Source organism: Flavobacterium sp. FlaQc-28 (genome assembly GCF_044007415.1).
Lineage (GTDB): Bacteria > Bacteroidota > Bacteroidia > Flavobacteriales > Flavobacteriaceae > Flavobacterium.
Genome location: NZ_JBIPCM010000018.1, coordinates 1 through 2,622 on the forward strand (window position 1 = coordinate 1; position 2,622 = coordinate 2,622).

Genomic DNA, 2,622 nt, shown 5'->3' on the forward strand with positions numbered 1-2,622 from the left:
TTGGGTATTCCGGAGCAAACTGAACAGTTCATTCCGGAGTAAAGTGAACAGTCCATTCCGGGCAAAGTGAACAGTCATTCCGGAGCAAAGTGAACAGTTTATTCTGGGCAAAGTGAACAGTTATTTTAATGATGATTTTTAGCCCTACTTTGTGATCAAATCACATAAGTATGGCCAATAAATCAATAGGATCAGTTATGATACGAGAAATCATTAGAATGAAAGCCAACGGTCTTTCCAATAGCCAAATATCTCTAAGTCTTGGAAAATCAAGGACAACTATCGTCAAGTATTTAGGGGCTATTGAAAGTTCTGGCATAAGTATGAAAGACCTCTTGGAACTTAAAGAAGCCGACTTATCTGAATTTTTTGAATTCTCGGATGATTTAAACAGTGCTACAAGAGAACATATTCATCTGGATTTATATGCCTTTTTTCCTTATGTGGAGAAGGAATTAAAGCGTGTTGGGGTTACGCGTCAGATTCTATGGAATGCCTATAAAAGTAAGTACCCGCAAGGGGTCATGTATACTCAGTTTTGTGAACATTACAGTAGGTGGAGTAAGAAATCCCAAGGATATATGCCTACTATCCATAAGGCTGGAGAGAAACTCTTTATCGATTATGCAGGAAAGAAACTCCATATCATCGACCAGCAAACTGGTGAAATAAAACCGGTGGAAGTCTTTGTAGCCACCTTGGGTGCAAGTCAATATACTTATGTAGAAGCTTCTTATTCACAGCAGATACCCGATTTTATCAATAGTGTTCAAAATTGCCTGCTTTTTTTTGGAGGTGTTCCTGCCTGTATTATCCCGGATAATCTAAAATCAGCCGTCACCAGGTCCAATCGATATGAACCCCATATAAACGAGCAGTTTGCTAGCTTCGCCTCACATTATGATACTTCAATAATGCCAGCAAGGGCTTTAAAGCCTAAAGACAAATCTCTTGTAGAAGGAGCTGTAAATATTAGCTATACTCGCATTTATGCTGTTTTAAGGGACCGGGAATTTTACAACATCATTGACTTGAATCTGGCTATAAGAGAGCTTCTGGAATCTTATAACCAAACCCCTTTCCAGAAAAAACAGCACAGTCGAAAAATTTTGTTTTTAGAAATGGAAAAGGAAGCTTTGCGCCCCTTACCACTAGAGCGATATGAACTAAGAGACTATAAAATGGCAACCGTACAGAAAAACTCTCATGTCTATTATTCAACCGACAAGAACCATTACAGCGTTCCCTATACTCATATTGGTAAAAAGGTTAAAATGATCCTTACCCACAATACAGTGGAAATCTATCAGAATCAGACCCGTATCGCCTTGCATGCACGAAGCCGAAAAGCCTTTCATTATACTACTGTAAAGGAACACATGCCAATGAATCATACTTACACAAGCGGCTGGAATCCGGAATATTTTATCACACGTGCAGAAAAAATAGGCCTTTGCGTAAAGGAGTGTATCGAAAAGATTTTAGATAAAAAACAGTATCAGGAACAGAGCTACAAAAGCTGCATAGGAATACTTAATCTTGGACTGAAAGCTGGAAATGAAAGGCTTAACAATGCCTGTAAACGTGCCCTAAAGCATGAAGCTGTAGGCTATATACCTATCAAAAATATTTTGGAAAGAGGACTCGACAAGGAAGAAGAGCCTGATTTATTCCATACCGTAATTATAGAACACGACAATATCAGGGGAGCAGATTACTATTGCTAAGACTCTCTAAAAATCAAAAGAAATCCATTTAAAAACAAGTCAAATATGAACACTAGTGCCACAATAGAGAAGATGCATAAGATGCGTCTACACGGGATGAAAAGAGCTTATGAATCTTCCTTCGAGACCAGAAACCAAGATACTTTTACCAATGATGAATTTATCTCATGGCTTATAGAATCAGAAGACAACCATCGCAATAATAGCCGCACAGAGCGACTACTTAAAAATGCTAAGTTCCATTATCAGGCTTCTTTGGAAGAGATGACTCATACAGCAGATCGAAATCTTGACCGCAATCTTCTGACACGTTTATCAGACTGTTCTTTTATTGATCGAAATGAAAATATCATTATCACGGGCTGTACAGGGACAGGAAAAAGCTTTTTGGCAACAGCTCTGGGATACCAGGGATGTATGAAAGGATACAGAGTACTTTATTATAATCTAGGGAAACTTTTTCAAAAGTTAATGCTGGCTAAAGCCGATGGTTCCTATATCAGAGAACTCATTAAAATCGAAAATTATGATTTACTAATCATTGATGACTTTGGACTACAGGCTATCAACAATGATAAACAGATAATTTTAATGGATCTCATAGAGGACCGCAATCAAAAGAGAGCTACTATTTTTTGTTCACAATTACCAATAAAAAACTGGTATGAACTAATAGAAGAAAAGACAATAGCTGATGCTATTTTGGATCGAATTATTCACTCAGCAATACGTTTTGAACTTAAAGGCGAATCCATGAGAAAAAAAATGAAAAGCAGTAAAAAATTTACCTAATTTTAAACCAAGAAAAACATCAGTAAAATAACTCTTCATTTTCTAAAGAATAAACTGTCCAGTTTAAACCGGAATTAGGTGTACACTTTCACCGGAATAATCA

General features: G+C 37.1%; 2 protein-coding genes. Both read left to right on the plus strand.

All coding sequences use genetic code 11. The annotated features are described in order from the left end of the window. Positions 1-170 precede the first annotated feature (170 nt). Complete coding sequence (gene istA, locus ACHRVL_RS22965; RefSeq protein WP_395415589.1) at positions 171-1,727, plus strand: IS21 family transposase; 1,557 nt, start codon at positions 171-173, stop codon at positions 1,725-1,727. Between the two features lie 45 nt (positions 1,728-1,772). Then, entirely contained in the window at positions 1,773-2,519 is a 747-nt protein-coding gene (istB, locus tag ACHRVL_RS22970) for an IS21-like element helper ATPase IstB (protein WP_395415590.1), read from the plus strand. Positions 2,520-2,622: the final 103 nt, after the last annotated feature.

Bases quoted from the DNA above. Each gene is read 5' to 3' on its own strand.
- istA (WP_395415589.1), top strand. From the start codon at position 171: ATGGCCAATAAATCAATAGGATCAGTTATGATACGAGAAATCATTAGA.
- istB (WP_395415590.1), top strand. From the start codon at position 1,773: ATGAACACTAGTGCCACAATAGAGAAGATGCATAAGATGCGTCTACAC.